Source organism: Corynebacterium sp. UBA2622 (assembly GCF_002339505.1).
Taxonomy (GTDB): domain Bacteria; phylum Actinomycetota; class Actinomycetes; order Mycobacteriales; family Mycobacteriaceae; genus Corynebacterium.
On record NZ_DDJO01000011.1, the window covers coordinates 1 to 17,102 of the forward strand.

General features: G+C 68.7%; 14 protein-coding genes and 1 pseudogene. 5 read left to right on the forward strand and 10 right to left on the reverse strand.

The window, feature by feature from the left end; translation table 11 throughout:
- Together B3611_RS04160 and ilvD are read left to right on the forward strand one after the other, a co-directional pair.
- Nucleotides 1-391 (forward strand): PH domain-containing protein (locus B3611_RS04160; RefSeq protein WP_291313823.1); only part of this gene is annotated, 391 nt, incomplete at its 5' end.
- Between the two features lie 10 nt (nt 392-401).
- Nucleotides 402-2,173 (forward strand): annotated as a pseudogene (gene ilvD, locus B3611_RS04165) (dihydroxy-acid dehydratase).
- A gap of 78 nt (nt 2,174-2,251) precedes the next feature.
- Here ilvD and B3611_RS04170 read toward each other — a convergent pair.
- On the reverse strand, nt 2,252-3,253 hold the full coding sequence (locus tag B3611_RS04170; protein WP_291313824.1) for a DoxX family protein: 1,002 nt from the start codon (nt 3,251-3,253) through the stop codon (nt 2,252-2,254).
- A gap of 103 nt (nt 3,254-3,356) precedes the next feature.
- On the opposite strand from B3611_RS04170, the gene B3611_RS04175 reads away from it, so the two are divergent.
- Nucleotides 3,357-4,430: a glutathione S-transferase family protein gene (locus tag B3611_RS04175; RefSeq protein ID WP_291313825.1), complete on the forward strand. Its 1,074-nt coding sequence runs from the start codon at nt 3,357-3,359 to the stop codon at nt 4,428-4,430.
- 76 nt (nt 4,431-4,506) lie between these two features.
- Nucleotides 4,507-5,913: a hypothetical protein gene (locus tag B3611_RS04180; protein ID WP_291313826.1), complete on the forward strand. Its 1,407-nt coding sequence runs from the start codon at nt 4,507-4,509 to the stop codon at nt 5,911-5,913.
- A gap of 51 nt (nt 5,914-5,964) precedes the next feature.
- Here B3611_RS04180 and gatB read toward each other — a convergent pair whose 3' ends face one another.
- From gatB to gatC, 8 genes are all read right to left on the reverse strand, one after another.
- Nucleotides 5,965-7,464, reverse strand: coding sequence for an Asp-tRNA(Asn)/Glu-tRNA(Gln) amidotransferase subunit GatB (gene gatB / locus B3611_RS04185; RefSeq protein ID WP_291313827.1), 1,500 nt, complete (start codon nt 7,462-7,464; stop codon nt 5,965-5,967).
- A 516-nt stretch (nt 7,465-7,980) separates the two neighbouring features.
- Nucleotides 7,981-8,766 carry a hypothetical protein gene (locus B3611_RS04190; RefSeq protein ID WP_291313828.1) on the reverse strand — a complete coding sequence of 262 codons (786 nt, stop codon included), beginning with the start codon at nt 8,764-8,766 and terminating at the stop codon, nt 7,981-7,983.
- Between the two features lie 527 nt (nt 8,767-9,293).
- Nucleotides 9,294-9,860 (reverse strand): GNAT family N-acetyltransferase, encoded by a 567-nt coding sequence (locus tag B3611_RS04195; protein ID WP_291313829.1) that lies wholly within the window; start codon nt 9,858-9,860, stop codon nt 9,294-9,296.
- On the reverse strand, nt 9,857-10,819 hold the full coding sequence (locus tag B3611_RS04200; protein WP_291313830.1) for a bile acid:sodium symporter family protein: 963 nt from the start codon (nt 10,817-10,819) through the stop codon (nt 9,857-9,859). Before B3611_RS04200 ends, B3611_RS04195 begins: the two co-directional genes overlap by 4 nt.
- A gap of 11 nt (nt 10,820-10,830) precedes the next feature.
- On the reverse strand, nt 10,831-11,337 hold the full coding sequence (locus B3611_RS04205; protein ID WP_291313831.1) for a mismatch-specific DNA-glycosylase: 507 nt from the start codon (nt 11,335-11,337) through the stop codon (nt 10,831-10,833).
- The gene (locus B3611_RS04210) at nt 11,338-12,369 is read right to left on the reverse strand and encodes a 6-phosphofructokinase (protein ID WP_291313832.1); all 1,032 of its coding nucleotides are present in this window, start codon (nt 12,367-12,369) and stop codon (nt 11,338-11,340) included.
- A 74-nt stretch (nt 12,370-12,443) separates the two neighbouring features.
- Nucleotides 12,444-13,925 carry an Asp-tRNA(Asn)/Glu-tRNA(Gln) amidotransferase subunit GatA gene (gene gatA, locus B3611_RS04215; RefSeq protein WP_291313833.1) on the reverse strand — a complete coding sequence of 494 codons (1,482 nt, stop codon included), beginning with the start codon at nt 13,923-13,925 and terminating at the stop codon, nt 12,444-12,446.
- Nucleotides 13,926-13,928: 3 nt separating this feature from the next.
- Nucleotides 13,929-14,228: an Asp-tRNA(Asn)/Glu-tRNA(Gln) amidotransferase subunit GatC gene (gene gatC / locus B3611_RS04220; RefSeq protein ID WP_291313834.1), complete on the reverse strand. Its 300-nt coding sequence runs from the start codon at nt 14,226-14,228 to the stop codon at nt 13,929-13,931.
- Between the two features lie 128 nt (nt 14,229-14,356).
- On the opposite strand from gatC, the gene B3611_RS04225 reads away from it, so the two are divergent.
- Complete coding sequence (locus B3611_RS04225) at nt 14,357-15,022, forward strand: amino acid-binding ACT domain protein (RefSeq protein ID WP_291313835.1); 666 nt, start codon at nt 14,357-14,359, stop codon at nt 15,020-15,022.
- A gap of 7 nt (nt 15,023-15,029) precedes the next feature.
- Here the strand turns inward: B3611_RS04225 and ligA are convergent, their stop codons facing one another.
- Nucleotides 15,030-17,048: an NAD-dependent DNA ligase LigA gene (gene ligA, locus B3611_RS04230; protein WP_291313836.1), complete on the reverse strand. Its 2,019-nt coding sequence runs from the start codon at nt 17,046-17,048 to the stop codon at nt 15,030-15,032.
- Nucleotides 17,049-17,102: the final 54 nt, after the last annotated feature.

A 17,102-nucleotide genomic window follows, 5' to 3' on the forward strand; every position in this document is an offset into this window, starting at 1 on the left:
CACCTCCACCACCGTCGACGAGCGCGGGATCTCCCTGCGCTACCTGGTCAAGCCCAACAGGGCCATCGCCTGGGACGAGCTGTCCGGCATCAGCTTCAGGGGTGCCAGGGCCCTCGCCGCCACCACCGATGGCGCGGAGTACGCCATGCCGGGCGTGACCTTCAATTCCCTGCCCGAGCTGTCCGAGGCATCGCGCGGGCGCATCACCGACGTGATCACCGAGACCGCCGAAGCCGTGAACGGGAAGTACGAAATCATCGACCGCGCCGGGCGTAAGGTACTTCTCGACCGCGAGGAGTACGACGCGTACCTGCGCGAACACCCCGACCTGCCGGGCCCGCGCCCGGTGGAACCCCACGCCGAAACCTCAAACCCCCAGTCCCAACCCTAAGGAGCAGGCCGTGATCCCCCTTCGCTCACGAGTCACCACCGTCGGCCGGCAGGCCGCCGGAGCCCGCGCGCTGTGGCGCGCCACCGGCACCCAGGAAAACGAATTCGGCAAGCCGATCGTGGCCATCGTGAACTCCTACACCCAGTTCGTGCNNCCAAGGAGTTCAACACCATCGCCGTCGACGACGGCATCGCCATGGGTCACTCGGGCATGCTCTACTCCCTGCCCTCCCGCGAGATCATCTCCGATTCGGTGGAGTACATGGTCAACGCCCACACCGTCGACGCCATGGTCTGCATCTCCAACTGCGACAAAATCACCCCGGGCATGCTCAACGCCGCGATGCGCCTGAACATCCCGGCCGTCTTCGTCTCCGGCGGGCCGATGGAGGCGGGCAAGGCGATCTCCGTCGACGGCGTGACCAAGCCCAAGTCCGACCTCATCGACGCCATCTCGCTCTCCGCCGACGAGAGCGTCTCCGACGCGCAGCTCGATGAGATCGCCAACAACGCCTGCCCCACCTGCGGCTCGTGCTCCGGCATGTTCACGGCCAACTCGATGAACTGCCTCACCGAGGCGCTCGGGCTCTCCCTGCCGGGCAACGGCACCACGCTGGCCACGCACACCGCGCGCCGGGAGTTGTTCGAGGAGGCCGGGCGGGCCGTCGTCAAGCTGTGCGAGCGCTACTACGGCGAGGGCGACGAATCCGCGCTGCCGCGCAGCATCGCCACCCCCGAGGCGTTCCGCAACGCGATGGCGCTGGACATGGCGATGGGCGGGTCGACCAACACGATCCTGCACATTCTTGCCGCGGCCCAGGAGGGCGAGGTGGACTTCGACCTCGGGGACATCGACGAGCTGTCCCACCAGATCCCCTGCCTGTCCAAGGTGGCCCCCAACGGTGAGGCCCACGTGGAGGACGTGCACCGCGCCGGCGGCATCCCCGCCATCCTCGGCGAGCTCAACCGCGCCGGCCTACTGAACAAGGACGTGCACTCGGTTGCCTACCCTTCGCTGGACGAGTGGCTCGCCGACTGGGACATCCGTGCCGAGAACCCGCTCGACCGGGCCGTGGAGCTCTACCACGCGGCCCCGGGCGGGCAGCGGACCACCAAGGCGTTCTCCCAGTCCGCGCGTTGGGAGTCGCTGGACACCGACGCGGCCAACGGTGTGATCCACGATGTCGACCACCCCTTCACCTCGGACGGCGGCCTCGTGGTCCTGCGCGGCAACCTCGCGCCCGACGGGGCGATTCTCAAGACCGCCGGCGTCGAGGAGGGCCTGTGGGAGTTCTCCGGGCCCGCCCGCGTGGTGGACTCACAGGAGCAGGCCGTCTCCACCATCCTGGCCCGCGACGTGCAGGAGGGTGAGGTCGTGGTGATCCGCTACGAGGGGCCCGCCGGCGGCCCGGGCATGCAGGAGATGCTCCACCCCACGTCCTTCCTCAAGGGTGCCGGCCTGGGCAAGAAGTGCGCGCTGATCACCGACGGGCGCTTCTCCGGCGGCACCTCCGGGCTCTCCATCGGCCACATCTCGCCCGAGGCGGCCCACGGCGGGCTCATCGGGCTCATCGAGAACGGCGACACCATCTCCATTTCCGTCTCCCGCCGCGAGCTGCGCCTCGACGTCGACGACGCGGAGATCGAGCGCCGGCGCGCCGCCATGGAGGCCAGCGAGCACCCGTGGACCCCGAACCGCACCCGCACGGTGTCCAAGGCTCTGCGCGCCTACGCCAGGATGGCGACGAGCGCGGACAAGGGCGCCGTCAGGGTCGTCGATTAGCTCCGCGCTTTACGACGCCCCCATTCGCGCACGAAAAAGGCCACCCCGGGCGGGGTGGCCTTTGTGCTGCGCGGGGCCTTAGGCGAAGGGGTTGACGCCCGTGCCGAACCACCACATCAGCGCGGCGGCCGCGATGCCGAGGACGGCGAAGATCCACGAGCTGGCCAGCGGGCGGCGCGCCCAGCTGCGGCCCGCGTCGACGGCGTAGAAGCCCGGGCCGGTGAACTGCAGCGCCAGGCTCGCACCGAAGAGCAGGACCGGCAGCCACACGGAGGCGTCCCACTGCAGGGCGTTCGCACCGGTGCCGGACGCGGCGACGGCGTGCGCGGCGTTGAAACCGGTGGCGGCGACGGCCACCATCGCGGCGACCGGGCTGAGCAGCCCCAGGACCAGGAAGACGCCGGCGGCAAGCTCCAGGGTGGGCAGGACGACCGCGAGGACGTCGCCGTACGTGTAGCCAGAGAACGCGTCCTCCAGCCCGGTGATGCCGTCGGAGTTGCCGAGGCGGAAGAAGGTCTTCACGGCGTCGAGGATGAGGTAACCCCCCGTGACCAGGCGCAGGAGCAGCAGGCCGAAGTCGATGGTGCCCCGGCGGGCACGCGGTTCGGCGACGGCCACGGGTTCCGCCGGGTACGACTCCGGCTCCGCGCTGACCGGTTCGTAGGTGGTGGTCGCGTAGACGGTCTCGTGGGTCGTCTCCGGGACGGGGGCGGCCTCGCGGACGGGTGCGGGGGCGGCCTCGCGGACGACCGCATCGTTCCGGGAGGGTTCGGGGGCCGCGGAAGCGCTGGTCACGGTGCGGTCGAGGGCGACGGTTTCGTTGCGGTCGTCCGGGGTGCGCGCAGACTGGGCGCGCGTGTCGATGTATTCGGTGCGCTGCTCCTGGTCCGCGCGCGTACCCGCGCTGGCCGGGAAAACCTCGGTCGGGGCGGCTTTGCCGGTGCGCTGGTAAATGTCGGGGGTGGGGCCCGCGCCGGTAACCTTGCTGCTCCCGGAGGAGTCGCCGGAGGTGTAGGTGGGGACGCCGTCGAGGCCGTCGAAGTCGTCGGGGGTTACGTCTCGCCTATTTTTGCTGAACATGCTGTTGAATCTATGCGAGGTCGGCAGCCCACGCGGTGAGCGCGCCCGGCGTGGCCCCAAGTTTTTTGTTGACACTTCACCGATGTCCGACCATCCTGGAACCATGAACACACCCAACCCCGCCCGCAACGCCGCCCCCGAGGGCGCATTCGAGCGCGACACCACCTACATCGAGGACAGGATCGTCGCCTCCGTCGCCCCCGGTTCCCCGCCGCGCCAGCTTGACGACGCCACCTCCCTCTGGCCCGTCGAGCCCCACCGCTACCGGCTGATGGCCGCCCGGGCCTGCCCGTGGGCCCACCGGGCGGTGATCACCCGGCGCCTCTTGGGCCTCGAGGACGCGATCTCCCTCGGGCTGGCCGGGCCCACCCACGACGCGGACTCCTGGGTCTTCAGCCTCGACCCCGGCGGCGTCGACCCCGCCACGGGGCTGCACCGCCTGAAGGACGCCTACGAGAACCGCTTCCCCGGCTACGCGCGGGGAATCACCGTCCCGGCGGTCGTCGAGGTCGCCGGGGCCGACTCGCGCGTGGTGACCAACTCCTTCGCCACGATTCCCGTCGACTTCAACAACGAGTGGCGCGCCTTCCACCGCCCCGGTGCGCCCGACCTCTACCCGGAGGAGCTCCGCCCCGAGATCGACCGCGTCGCTCAGCGCGTGTACGAGGACGTGAACAACGGCGTCTACCGCTGCGGCTTCACCCGGGACCAGTCCGCCTACGAGGACGCCTACGCGCGCCTGTGGGACACGCTCGACTGGCTCGAGCGGCGCCTCTCCTCGCGCCGCTACCTCGTCGGCGAGCACATCACCCTCGCCGACATCTACCTCTACCCCACCCTCGTCCGCTTCGACCCCGTCTACGTGGGCCACTTCAAGGCCTCCCGCAACCGCATCGCGCAGATGCCCAACCTCGCCGGATATCTCCGCGAGCTCTATCAGCTCCCCGGCTTCGGCGACACTACCGACTTCACCGAGATCAAGCAGCACTATTACGTCACCCACCAGGAGATCAACCCCTCGCAGATCGTGCCCGTCGGCCCCGACATGTCGTGGCTTGCCGACGACCACGGCCGCGGCCGCCTCGGCGGCTCCCCTTTCGCGCCGGGGGTGAGCCTCCCGGAGCCGGTGCGGCCGGGCGAGGAGGTGAAGAACCCGGAGGCATGGGAGGGGCGTTGATAAGCGCGCTCACAGATACGGCAGGGTTTTGTTATTCTCTACAACCGTTGCTTTTCGGACCTACACAGGACGTGATATGAGAAAATCCCTAACGGTCGCCCTCGCCTTTGTCGGCCTTCTGGTCGGCGCCGGTTTCGCCTCGGGGCAGGAAACCATCCAGTACTTCCTCGCGTACGGTTACTGGGGCATCGTCGGGGCCATCATCGCCGGCATCATCATCGTCATCGTCGGCGCCTCCCTGTTCCAGCTGGGCTCCTACTACCTCGCGGACGACCACAGCGCGGTGTTCCGCCGCGTCTCCAGCCCCATCGTCTCCACCTTCATGGACGTGGCGACGATGCTCACGCTGTTCTCGATCGGCTTCGTGATGATCGCCGGCGCCGGGTCCAACCTGGAACAGCAGTTCGGCTTCCCCACCTGGGTCGGCGCGGTCATCATGACGGTGTTGCTGCTCCTGTCGGGCCTGTTGGACGTCGACAAGCTTACGAACGTGATCTCCATCATCACGCCCTTCCTCATCCTCTCGGTGCTCGGCGCGCTGGTGGTGACCATCCTGCACATGCCCGACAACATCGGCGGGCTCAACGAGCTGGCCATGCAGAACACCCCGGCCGGGGGCGTGTTCAACAACTGGCTGCTCTCCGCGCTGAACTACGCCTCGCTGTGCATCATCATGGCCGTCTCGATGATCCTCGTCATCGCGGGCTCGCAGCTCAACCCGCGCGAGGCGGGTGTAGGCGGGCTCGTCGGCGGCATGCTCTTCGCCACCCTGCTGGTCACCCTCGTGTTCATCATCTTCATGAACATGGAGGGCGTTTACGGGGCTGACTTCCCGCTGCTCAAGGTCTTCGACAACATGCACCCCGCAGTCGGCATCGTCGTCGCGATCGTGATTTACCTGATGGTGTACAACACCGCCGTCGGCATGTTCTACGCCATGGCGCGCCGTCTGACGCACTCGAACCCGGAGCGCTTCCGTCCCGTCTACTTCACCGTGGTGCTCGTCGGCTTCGCCCTGTCCTTCATCGGCTTCGCCAGCCTCATCGGCTGGGTCTACCCCGTCCTGGGTTACCTGGGCATGGCGCTGATCGTCGTTATGGTCGGCTCCTGGTTCCAGGGCCGCGTACGCATCCGCGGGGAGACGCGCCGCCGCGAGCGCCTCGCCGAGCTCGCCGAGGCCGCCCTCGACCCCGCCGAGGAGCTCACGCCCGAGCTTCGCGACGAGGTGGAGGAGCTCGTGGTGGAGTCGCACGTCGACGAGACCCACCTCTGGCAGTCCGTGCAGGAGGAGGTCGCCGCGGACCTCGATGCCGACCCGGAGAGCGAGTTCTCCCTGGAGGAGACCCCGGCGCTCGACCCCGAGGCCGATGAATACGAGGGCGCCCCGGAGCCACCGAGCGAGGAGGCGCCGATCAACTGGAAGGCGTACGAGGAGATGTACGAGACCGGTTCCTTCCCCGCGGTCAAGCCGGAGGAGAAGTAAGGAGAAGGGCCGCCCCCGCTGCGGGGGACGGCCCTTTTTCTATGCCGGTATCTAGGCCAGCTTCTCGGCGATGAGCTTGTTCACCTGACCCGGGTCCGCCTTGCCCTGCGTCGCCTTCATCACCGCACCCACGATCGCGCCGGTGACCTTCTTGTTGCCCGCACGGTACTTCTCGACGATATCCGGGTTGGCCGCCAGCGCCTCGTCGACAGCCTTCTCAATCGCCCCGTCATCGCGCACGACCTGCAACCCGCGGGCCTGGACGACCTCGTCGACGCTGCCTTCCCCGGCGATGACGCCGTCGATGGCCTGGCGGCCCAGCTTGGTGGTCAGGGAGCCCTCCTTGACGAGCTCCACCACCCGGGCGACATCCTTCGGCTCGACGCCCACGGCATCGAGGTCCTTGCCCAGCTCGTTCGCCTTGGACATGATGTACGACACCCACCAGGCGCGCGCCTCGTCCGGGGTCGTGCCAGCCTCGACGGTATCAACCACGAGGTCGAGTGCGCCGGCGTTGACGAGGTCACGGAACTCGTTCTCCGGCAGCTTCCACTCCTCCTGGATGCGGGCGCGGCGGACCCACGGAAGCTCCGGGAGGGTCTGACGGATCTCCTCCACCCACTCCGGCTTCGCGATCACCGGCGGCAGGTCGGGATCGTTGAAGTAGCGGTAGTCGCTGGCCTCCTCCTTCGGGCGGCCCTTCGAGGTCGACCCGTCCTTCTCCTGGTAGTGGCGGGTTTCCTGCACGATTTCCTCGCCGTTTTCCAGCGCGCGCGCTTGGCGCATCATTTCGAAACGCACCGCCTGCTCCACCGACTTCAGCGAGTTGATGTTCTTTGTCTCCGTGCGCGTGCCGAACTTCTCCCGTCCGATCGGGCGCAGGGACACGTTCGCGTCACAGCGCATCGAGCCCTGGTCCATGCGGGCGTCGGAGACACCGAGGGCCTTGACCAGCTCGCGCAGCGCGCCTACATACGCCTTGGCCACCTCGGGCGCGCGCTCTCCGGCCCCGATGATCGGCTTGGTGACGATCTCGATCAGTGGCACGCCGGCCCTGTTGCAGTCCACCAGGGAGGCGGTGGCCCCGGAGATGCGCCCCGACGACGACCCGAGGTGCGTCAGCTTGCCCGTGTCCTCCTCCATGTGCGCGCGCTCGATCTCCACGCGCCATTCGGTGCCGTCCTCGAGGACAACGTCGAGGTATCCGTCGTAGGCGATGGGCTCGTCGTACTGCGAAATCTGGTAGTTCTTCGGCTGATCCGGGTAGAAGTAGTTCTTGCGCGCGAAGCGGGAGCGCTCCGCGATGGAGCAGTTGAGCGCAAGGCCGATCTTGATCGCCCACTCGACACCCTTCGCGTTGACCACCGGGAGGGCACCCGGCAGCCCCAGCGAAACGGGGTCGATGTTGGTGTTCGGTTCCGCGCCGAAGTGTGCGGAGGACGAGGAAAACATCTTGGTTTCCGTCCCCAGCTCGACGTGCACCTCCAGACCCATCACGGGGTCGTATTTCTCCAGTACCTCGTCGTAATCCATCAGGTCGTAGGCAGTCATGCGCATCAGTGTAGTTCGCCGCGCCGCCTGGACGGCGCGTGGGGTTTGGCGGGTGCGCGAGAGACGGGGCGGGTTGGACGACCGCTTTGGATTTTTGTCCCATTGGTTGCGGGTGACCTGGTCCTTTGCTGCCGCCATCGCGGAGTGGTCGTCCGGGGCGGGTGCGGCGGGGCGCGGCAGGCGCGGGGCGGGTGTGGCAGGCGCGGGCTGCACCGCGGTCGGCCGGATTCTGCGGCCGGGTCGACCGCAACGCTTTCGGGTCACATGCGTAACCGCCCACCTGGGGGTATTCCCCGGATGGGGCAAAGTGGTCGTCCAGGTTACTCCCGCAAGGCGTGGCACGGGCTGCGCGGGGAGCCGAGTGGCAGACCAGTGCCCAGCGCAACCGGGTGTCGGCGCGCAAACGACCCGCCGGGGCCCGGGAGCGTAGCGCGCGGGCGGGAGTGCAGGGGCACTAAGGCGGGGATGTGCGGGAAAGGTGTGGGGCGGGTTGGGGTGGGCGTCGTGAAGCGGTGGTTACGTGAACCCCGTGAGCTCGAGCGCGGCCGCGACCATGCCGACAATGGAGCCGTTCTTGACGTCCTCCCACTCCGCCCGGATGAGCAGTTGCCTGCCGTTCATGAGCCAGCGCTCCCGGATGCGTTCCTCGTGGGTGACCACGTCCCAGTTATCGAGGGATTTGCTGCGGCCGTCCCACTCGATGACGATGCAGTCGTTGATGACCAGGTCCGACCTGCCGTTGCGGCGCATTCCCCAGGAGTCGTGGTAGATGAAGGGCACCTGCTGGCGGATGGTGTGCACGCCGGGGAGCCCGGCGCTCAGGATGGCATCGCGGCCCAGGGTTTCGAGGGGGCTTTCGCTGCCCTCGGCGGCGTAGTCGATCAGGCGGCGGAAGCCGCGCACGCCCTGCGACTGCGGGAGGTCACGCGCCCAGCTGCGCAGGAGCTCCTTGGAGACGTCAGGGCGCTGGAGAGCGGACTCGATCGAGACAAGGGCGGGGAGGCGGCCGTGGTAGCGGTAGGTGTCGAAGAGCGCCATGATCAGCGAGGTCATGGTGATGCCGTGATTGCGGACGATGTGGGATTCGTCGAGACGGCCGCTGTGGTAGACGAAGCCGGGGCGCCACCGCCCGCGACCCTTGGCGCGTGTCCGCCCCAGCAGGACAAGGTCTATCTTCTTGACCCAGTCCAGCGTCTTGATTCCCAGCACTCGCAGCGCCGCGGGCCCAGTGAGCACGGCCGTGCGCCGGTGCCCGTACAAGCTCCTGATCAGCGCAATTTCGCGCTCCCCCGTGTACCCCATGCACTGTGTATAACAGGTGCCCCGGACACGCGGGCCCTGGCGCGGGGCGGCCTGTGGATAACTCCGTGACCGGGGGATTTATCCACAGGGGTGACATGGGTGCCGGACGACCGCATCTGCTTCGACCGGCTTCCTACCCGGAGCTTTTGGGCCGCTTTTGCGTTGCGGTCGTCGAGAGCTCGCCTCACGACGACCCCTCGAGCACCCCGGGAACACTGGGCGCTCTGAGACTCTCCCCGGGCTCCCCCGCCGTTCCCCTGGACGACCACATCGCCTTGGAGGTCGACACGAGCTGGGGGTGTTGCCAGACCCGCGCGTTGCGGTCGTCCGGCCCGCATCATGTCCACCCGGGAACTGCGGCGGGCCCCAAGTCGCTCCCCTGCCCGGCGTCCCACCCAAGCGCCCGGACGACCACACCGCCTGGGCGCTCCGTACGCGCTGCGGGTTCAGGAGCGCGGTTACGATGCGGTCGTCCAGCACCCCAGCACCCCAGCACGCCAGCACCCCAGCACCCCAGCACCCCATCCTCACACCCGCGCCAGGCGCGCCTCCAGCCCGCGGCGCACTGTGGGCCACTCGTAATCCAGGATCGAGTAAATGCAGGAGTCGCGGACGGTGCCGTCGTCCATGATCCGGTGCCGGCGCAGCTCACCCTCGAACTTCGCGCCCAGCTTCTCGAGCGCGCGGCGGGACTGCAGATTCATGGAGTGGCAGCGGAACTCGGCGCGCATGAGGCCCAGGTCGTCGAAGGCGCGCGTGAGCATGAGGTATTTCAGCGCCGCGTTGATGTGGGTCCCCTGGGCTGCGGCGCCGAGCCAGGTGTAGCCCAGTTCGCAGTGCTTGTTGTGGTCGTCCAGGTTGTACATGCAGGTCACGCCGAGGGCACGGCGGGTGGCCAGGTCGATGACGGCCCAGGGGATGTAGTTGTCGCTGGATCGCAGGAAGTCGACCTGGGCTGCGACGCCGGCGGGGGTCGGAACGTGGTCGACGTACCAGGTGTCGCTGAGGTTGCCGACGGCGTTGGAGAGGTCGTCGATATGCGAGGGGCTCAGCGGCTCGAGGCGGACGCCGGCGATTTCCATGGTGTCATTCATGCGTTCACCCTATCGGCGCGGCGCGCGAGCAGGGCGACGAGAGCGCCGGAGACGTTGTGCCACACCGAGAACACTGCGGCGGGCAGGGCCGCGAGCGGGCTGAGATGCGCGGTGGCGAGGGTCGCGGCGAGGCCGGAGTTCTGCATGCCGACCTCGATCGCCATCGTGCGCGAGACCGCCTCGGGCTGGCGGGTGGCGCGGCCCGTGAGGTAGCCGAGGATGAGCCCGAGACCGTTGTGGATGACCACCGCGGCGAACACGATGAGGCCCGCCTGGACGATCTTGTCGCGGGAGACGAAAACCACGTTGGCAACGATCAGCGCAATCGCGAAGACCGAGATCCACGGCAGGGCCGGTAGGAGCGCCGCGACGAGGCGGGGTGCTGCGAGGCGCAGGACGACGCCCAGGACGACCGGAAGGAGCACCATCTTGAGGATCGACAGGCCCATGGCGGAGGCGCTGACGGGCATGTGCTGGCCAGCGAGCCACTGCGTGAGGAGCGGGGTGAGCAGGGGCGCGAGAAGGGTGGAGATGGAGGTCATGGTCACGGAGAGGGCGACGTCACCGCGCGCGAGGTAGGCGACCACGTTCGAGGCGGTACCACCGGGCGCGCAACCGACGAGGATGACCCCGGCCGCCAGCTCCGGGGGCAGCCGCAGGAGATGGGTGACAAGCACCGCGGCTGCGGGCATGATCACGAACTGCGCCGCCACACCGATCAGCACCGGCAGGGGCCGCCGCGCCACGAGCGCGAAGTCGCCGGGGCGGAGCGTGAGGCCCATCCCGAGCATGACGATGCCGAGGAGCCACGTGGAGAGGCCGGAGATGGGCTTGACGACGCCCGGAGCGAAGTATCCCAGGAGACCGCCGGCTATGACGAGGAGGGGAAAGCCCAGGGTTGCGACGTAGGCGGAGCGCTCCTCCCGCCGCGTATTTTCGGGGGCGTGAGTATTATCCATGCCCCGGCATATTACGCGAGCCACGCCTCGCGGTAGGAGGTGGCCAGGGTGGCGACGGTCTCGTGCGCGTTGAGGCCGGAGGGGTTGCCCACCACCCACACGGGCACCCCGGCAAGAGTCTCGGGCTGCAGGCCCCTGGCAGCGCGGGGCTGGCGGAAGGCGGTGCGGTAGGCGCCGATGCCCGCGATCATGATGGTGCGGGGATGGTGCGCCCGCGCGAGGGATTCGAGGCGCTCGGCACCCGCGAGGTACTCCTCGCGGCTGAGTTCCGAGGCGCGCGGGGTCATGCGGGGAACGAGGTTGGTGAAGCCGAGGCCCCGTTCCTCGAGCATCGCGCGGTCCGCCCCGCTCAGCCCGTTGCGGGGATCGACGAGGTAGGGGGTCATGCCCGCCTGGAAAAGGGCGGGCCAGAAGCGGTTTCCCGGGTGGGCGAAGGGGGCGTCGACAAGCTCGCTGCGGGCGCCGGGGTTGATGCCGACGACCCAGAGCCGGGCGTGCTCGAGGTTGATGTCGTGCATCTAGCCGAACATGATCTTGGCGGTGTCGTAGCGGCGCTGCGGGACGGACTTGAGGTGGGCGACGGCTTTGTCGAGGCTCACCATCTCGATGTCCTCGCCGCGCAGTGCGACGCAGGAGCCGAAGGCGCCCTCGTGGGCGGCGCGGGCGGCGCGCACGCCGTAGCGGGTGGCCAGGACGCGGTCGTAGGCGGTCGGTGTTCCGCCGCGCTGGATGTGACCGAGGACGGTGGTGCGCACGTCGTAGCCGAGACGCTTCTTGATCTCTTCGGCGACGATGTGGCCCATGCCGGTGAAGGTGACGTGGCCGAACTCGTCCTCCGCACCGAGGCCGGCGTCCATCGTGCCCTCCCTGGGCGTCGCACCCTCGGCGACGACGATGATGCCGTACTTCTCACCCATCTGGAAGCGCCGCTCCATGGCCTTGCAGATGTCCGCGATGTCGAAGGGCTCCTCGGGGATGACGGTGTAGTGCGCTCCCCCAGCCATGCCGGCGTGCAGCGCGATCCAGCCGACGTGGCGGCCCATGACCTCCACGATGAGGATGCGGTTGTGGGACTCGGCGGTGGTGTGGAGCCTGTCGATGGCGTCGGTGGCCACGGAGACCGCGGTGTCGAATCCGAAGGTGTAGTCGGTGGCATCGACGTCGTTGTCGATCGTCTTGGGCACGCCGACGACGGGGATGCCGTTGTCGGAGAGCCACTTCGCGCCCTTGAGGGTGCCCTCGCCGCCGATGGCGATGAGGGCGTCGACACCCGCGTCGTCGAGGTTGGCCTTGATCGTGTCCAGCCCGGCCTTGAACTTGTCCGGATGGAGGCGCCCGGTGCCCAGGATGGTGCCGCCGCGAAGGAGGATGGAGTCGATGAAGGCGTCGTCGTAGAGGTCGACACGACGGTCCTCCATCAGGCCGACCCATCCGTCGCGGTACCCGACCACGGTGGAGCCGTATTCGGCGCTGGCGGTGCGTACGATCCCGCGGATGACGGCGTTCAGGCCGGGGCAGTCTCCGCCGGAGGTGAGTGTCGCAAGTCGCATACGCACAACCCTAGCGGGTTTGCCCCGGGGGCGCGGAGCCGGCCCCGGCGCCCACGCGGCGCAACCCGGGGTACTTAGCGCCCCGCCTCGAAGGCCGCTCCGACGCGGTACAGCCGGTCGTCCTCGAAGGCCGGTGCGATGAGCTGCAGCCCCACCGGGAGGCCGGAGTCGGGCGCGTTGCCCGCAGGGACCGACATGCCGGGCAGGCCGGCCAGGTTGAGCGGCAGGGTGAACAGGTCGAAGTTGTACATCGCCAGCGGGTCGTCGACCTTCTCCCCCAGCTTGAACGCCGTCTGGGGCACTGCGGGGCCGGCGATGACGTCGACACGCTCGAAGGCGCGGCGGAAGTCCTCGGCGATGAGGGTGCGCACGCGCTGCGCCTGGAGGTAGTAGGCGTCGTAGTAGCCGACGGAGAGCGCGTAGGTGCCCAGCAGAATGCGGCGCTTGACCTCCGGACCGAAACCGGCACCGCGGGTCATCGCCATGACCTCCTCGGCGGAGTGGGTGCCATCGTCGCCGACGCGCATGCCGTAGCGCATGCCGTCGAAGCGCGCGAGGTTGGATGAGACCTCCGACATCTGGATGATGTAGTAGGCCCCCATGACGTCCTCGAAGGTCGGGCAGTCCACCTCGACGATCTCCGCACCCTGGCGCTCGAGCTGCGCGAAGGACTCCGCGATCACCTGGTTGACGCCGTCCTGCGTGCCGGGGCGGTCGAACTGCCTGACGCGGCCGATGCGCACGCCGGTCAGGTCGCCGGACGCTCCCTGCTCGGCGGCGGCGACGACGGGTGCGACGGCGCGCTCGACGGAGGTGGCGTCGAACTCGTCGTGGCCGGCGATGACCTCGTGCAGCAGCGCGGTGTCGAGGACGTTGTTGGCGCAGGGCCCGACCTGGTCGAGGGAAGACGCGCAGGCGATGACGCCGTAGCGCGAGACCGCCCCGTAGGTCGGCTTCACCCCGACGGTGCCCGTCAGGGACGCCGGCTGGCGGATCGATCCGCCGGTGTCGGTGCCGATGCCGAGGGGAGCCTGGCCGGAGGCCAGTGCCGCGGCGGTACCGCCGCCCGACCCACCGGGCACGCGCTCGAGGTCGTGCGGGTTCTTCGTGTTCCCGTAGGCGGAGTTCTCGGTGGACGAGCCCATTGCGAACTCGTCAAGGTTGGTCTTGCCCAGGATCGGGATCCCCGCCTCACGCAGGCGCTTGACGACGGTGGCGTCGTACGGGCTCCTGTAACCCTCGAGAATCTTCGATGCCGCGGTGGTCGGGGCATCCGTGGTGACCAGCAGGTCCTTCAGGGCGAGGGGCACGCCGGCCAGGCGGGAGGCGGGCTGGTCCCCCGCCTTCACCTGGGCGTCGACCTTGTCGGCCGCGGCCAGCGCCTCGTCGGCGCCGACGTGGAGGAACGCTCCCAGCTCGGCATCAGTTTCGGAGATGCGGTCAAGGAAGGCCTGCGTCACCTCGCGCGAGGTGACCTCGCCGGCCTGGATCTTCTCCGCCAGCACGTGTGCCGGCAGGCTGGTGAGCCCTTCGGTGGGCAGGGTGTAGGTGGTCATGCGTTATTCGCCCTCTCCGAGAATCTGCGGAACAACAAAGCGCTCGTCGTCGACGGCCGGGGCCTGGTCGAGCGCCTGCTCCTGCGTGAGCGTCTTCTTCTCCACGTCGGGGCGCATCCCGGCCTCCACGGAGTGCGGGTGGCTCATCGGCTCCACACCCCGGGTGTCCACCTTCTGCACCTTGGAGACGGCGTCGACGATCGTGTCGAGCTGGCCGGCGAACTGGTCGAGCTCCTCCTGACTCATGCTGATGCGGGCGAGCCGGGCGATGTGGGAGACCTCATCGCGGGAAATTTCAGACAAAGCGAATCCAATCTCTGAGGTTTGGGAACGTCAAAACGACCCTATCCTACGCCACCGACATGCACTCTCAGCGGGCACGATCGGCCGCGCCGGGTTTTGGTGTCCGTGGACGGTGATATAACTGTCCCATGTCCTACCTGATCCGCGTGACCCTCCCCGACGTCCCGGGCAGCCTCGGCCAGCTCGCCGAGGCATTCGGCATGATCGACGCCGATATCCGCTCCGTGGACATCGTGCAGACGTCCCCGGACGGTGTGGTCACCGACGACATGGTCGTGGAGCTTCCCACCGGCACGCTTGTCGACGCCATCATCACCGCCGCCGCCAGCATCGACGGGGTGGACGTCGACAGCATCCGGCCGTTCACGGGGCGCGTCGACAGGCGCGGGCAGATCGAGATGCTCGCGCGCATCGCCTCCCGCACACGCGACGTCGGCTCCGCGATGGAGGAGCTGGTGTCGGTGATGCCGCAGGCGATGACGTCGTCGTGGGCCGTGGTCCTCCGGGACACGGGCGACGGCCTGATCCGCGTCGCGGCCTCGCAGGCGGCCCCGGGCGACGACGGATCCTCCCCCGTAGCCGTCGGAGTGGACAGGGCCCGCATCCTCGACGAGGAGGCGGACTCCTGGGTGCCCGAGCCGTGGTGGCTCCTGGGCACCACCCTCGCCGCCTGCCCCCTGACGGGGACCGACCTGCTGCTGGTGATCGGGCGCATCGGCGGGCCCGACTTCCTCGCCTCCGAGGTCACCCAGATTTCGGATTTGGGGACGATCATCGGGGCAATGTTGAAGTAGTTTCCTGCTACTCGGCCGGCCCCTCCGCCAGAAGTGCCGTGAACTGCTCCTCAGTGAGGATCGGCACGCCCAGCTCGCGGGCCTTGTCCTCCTTGGAACCGGCGTTGTCCCCGACCACGACGTAGTCGGTCTTCTTCGACACCGACCCGGCAGCCTTGCCACCGTGGGAGAGGATTGCCTCCTTGGCCTCGTCGCGGGTGTAACCCTCGAGGGTGCCGGTGACCACCACGGTGAGCCCGGCCAGGGTTTGCGGGGCGGCCTCGGTGGAGGTGTCCTTCATGGTGACGCCGGCATCGGCCCACTTGCGCACGATCTCGCGGTGCCAGTCGACGTCGATCCAGTCCTTGAAGGATTGGGCGATGATCATGCCCACGCCGTCGGTCTCGGCCAGGTCGGCCGTGGGGGCGTCGATAAGCGCCTGCATGCTCCGGTACCGGGCGGCGAGCGCGCGTGCGGCGGTGGGACCGACATGGCGGATGGAGAGCGCGACGAGCACGCGCCACAGGTCGGTCTTCTTGGCCGTGGCCAGGTTGTCCAGCAGCTTCTTCCCGCTCGCGTTCACGGCGCCCGATTTCGTGGTGTAGACGCTCGAGCGCTTCAGGTCGTCGGCGGTGAGGCCGAAAAGGTCGCCCTCATCGACGAGGATGCCGGTGCCGGTGAGGTCCTGGGCGCCCTTCTCCCCCAGCGCCTCGATGTCGAAGGCGCCGCGGCCGGCGAGGTACTTGAGGCGCTGCGCCAGCTGCGCCGGGCAGGAGCGCGTGTTGGGGCAGCGCCAGTCTGCGTCGCCCTCCCGGGCCGGGGCGAGCGGCGTGCCGCAGCTCGGGCACAGCGTGGGGTACACGAACTCGCGCTCCGTGCCGTCGCGTAAGTCCGCGACGGGTCCGAGGACCTCGGGGATGATCTCGCCGGCCTTGCGCACCACGATGGTGTCGCCGATGAGCACGCCCTTGCGCTTGACCTCCTCCTGGTTGTGCAGAGTGGCCAGCGAGACGGTGGAGCCGGAGACGACGACGGGCTCCATCACGGCGAAGGGCGTGGCGCGGCCGGTACGGCCCACGGAGACCTGGATGTCCAACAGCTTGGTGGTGACCTCCTCCGGCGGGTACTTGTAGGCGATTGCCCAGCGCGGCGCCCGCGAGGTCGCCCCGAGCGCGCGCTGCTCGGCGACGCTGTCGACCTTGACCACCAGTCCGTCCATCTCGTGGATCGCATCGTGGCGGTGGTCCGCCCAGTAGTCCACCGCCTTCTGCACCTCCTCCGCCGTCTCCGCGCGGCGGGTGTAGGTGGATACGGGAAGGCCCCACTCGGCCATCTTCTCGTAGGCCTCGTGCTGCGTCGCGGGGGCGAAGCCCTCGCGCGCGCCGATGCCGTGGCAGATCATGTGCAGCTTGCGCTTCTTTACATCCTCCGGGTTCTTCTGCCGCAGCCCACCCGCCGCCGTGTTGCGGGGGTTGGCGAAGGGCTTGCCCCCCTCCCGGATGCGCTGCTCGTTGAGCTCCGGGAAGTCCTCGGGGCGGATGAACACCTCACCGCGGACCTCCACCAGCTCGGGGAAGTCGCCGCTGAGCTCGTGGGGGATGTCGGGGATGACGCGGGCGTTGTCGGTGATGTCCTCGCCGACGCGGCCGTCTCCGCGCGTCGCCGCGCGGGTGAGGCGGCCGTTCTCGTACACCAGGTCGATGGACAACCCGTCGATCTTCAGCTCCGTGAGGTAGGGCCCCGGGGTCTTGTCCAGCCACTCCCGCAGCTCCTCCGCCGAGAACACGTTGTCCAGGCTCATCATCCGCTCAAGGTGGGTGACATCAGCGAAGGCGCTGGATGTGGGGGCACCGACCTGCATCGTCGGGGACTCCGGCACCGCGAGCTCGGGGTGCTCGGCTTCGAGCTTGACCAGGCGCTGGTAGAGCTGGTCGAACTCGCCGTCGGTGATGACGGGCTGGCCGTTGTAGTACAGGTCGCGGTGGCGGCGCACCTCTTCGGCGAGGTCGTCCCACTGGCGGCGCAGATCGGGGGAAATATCAGTCACGCCATGCAAGCTTAGCTACCGCGCCTGAGTGTCGTCCCCGCCCACTAGAGTGAG

What these genes read in the sequence shown, in the direction of transcription:
- B3611_RS04170 (WP_291313824.1), bottom strand. Translation starts at nt 3,253, where the DNA reads ATGTTCAGCAAAAATAGGCGAGACGTAACCCCCGACGACTTCGACGGC.
- B3611_RS04175 (WP_291313825.1), top strand. Translation starts at nt 3,357, where the DNA reads ATGAACACACCCAACCCCGCCCGCAACGCCGCCCCCGAGGGCGCATTC.
- B3611_RS04180 (WP_291313826.1), top strand. Translation starts at nt 4,507, where the DNA reads ATGAGAAAATCCCTAACGGTCGCCCTCGCCTTTGTCGGCCTTCTGGTC.
- gatB (WP_291313827.1), bottom strand. Translation starts at nt 7,464, where the DNA reads ATGACTGCCTACGACCTGATGGATTACGACGAGGTACTGGAGAAATAC.
- B3611_RS04190 (WP_291313828.1), bottom strand. Translation starts at nt 8,766, where the DNA reads ATGGGGTACACGGGGGAGCGCGAAATTGCGCTGATCAGGAGCTTGTAC.
- B3611_RS04195 (WP_291313829.1), bottom strand. Translation starts at nt 9,860, where the DNA reads ATGAATGACACCATGGAAATCGCCGGCGTCCGCCTCGAGCCGCTGAGC.
- B3611_RS04200 (WP_291313830.1), bottom strand. Translation starts at nt 10,819, where the DNA reads ATGGATAATACTCACGCCCCCGAAAATACGCGGCGGGAGGAGCGCTCC.
- B3611_RS04205 (WP_291313831.1), bottom strand. Translation starts at nt 11,337, where the DNA reads ATGCACGACATCAACCTCGAGCACGCCCGGCTCTGGGTCGTCGGCATC.
- B3611_RS04210 (WP_291313832.1), bottom strand. Translation starts at nt 12,369, where the DNA reads ATGCGACTTGCGACACTCACCTCCGGCGGAGACTGCCCCGGCCTGAAC.
- gatA (WP_291313833.1), bottom strand. Translation starts at nt 13,925, where the DNA reads ATGACCACCTACACCCTGCCCACCGAAGGGCTCACCAGCCTGCCGGCA.
- B3611_RS04225 (WP_291313835.1), top strand. Translation starts at nt 14,357, where the DNA reads ATGTCCTACCTGATCCGCGTGACCCTCCCCGACGTCCCGGGCAGCCTC.